The organism is Sphingomonas sp. 66-10 (genome assembly GCF_001897045.1).
GTDB classification, from domain to species: Bacteria; Pseudomonadota; Alphaproteobacteria; order Sphingomonadales; family Sphingomonadaceae; genus Sphingomonas; species Sphingomonas lycopersici.
In genome coordinates, this window is sequence record NZ_MKRR01000138.1 from 166,313 (window position 1) to 166,866 (window position 554).

Consider the following 554-nt stretch of genomic DNA (forward strand, 5'->3'; position numbering starts at 1 on the left):
GCCCGAGCATCATCATGCGTGGTGCGACGAGCTCGGCAAATGGGGGCGCGGCGGCGAGGCGGCGTGGGACAATCTGATGCTGACGATGCGGCTCGGCGCGCGCCCGCGCGTGCTGGTGACGACCACCCCGCGCCCGACGCGGCTGATGCGGCGGGTGATGGCCTTGCCGGGGGTGGTCGAGACGCACGGGCGCACCGCGGACAATCCGCACCTGCCGGCGAGTTTCGTCGCGGCGATGGCCGAGACCTATGCCGGGACGATGCTCGGACGGCAGGAGCTGGAGGGCGAATTGATCGACGAGGTGGCGGGCGCCTTGTGGACCCGCGGGCTGATCGAGGCGCGGCGCGTGCGGGTGGTGCCCGATGCGGTGCGCGTGGTGGTCGGGGTCGATCCGCCGGCGGGGGTCGGCGGCGATGCGTGCGGCGTCGTCGCGGTGGCGCTGGGCGGCGACGGGCGCGGCTATGTGCTCGAGGATGCCAGCGTGGTCGGCGCGACCCCCGAGGGCTGGGCGCGCGCGGTCGCGGCATGCGCGGCACGGCGCGGGGCGGACCGCG

Annotated in this window: 1 pseudogene; it reads left to right on the forward strand. The window is 75.6% G+C overall.

What is annotated here, in order from left to right:
• A pseudogene (locus BGN95_RS20150) lies at window positions 1-554 on the forward strand (ATP-binding protein); the annotation flags it as partial.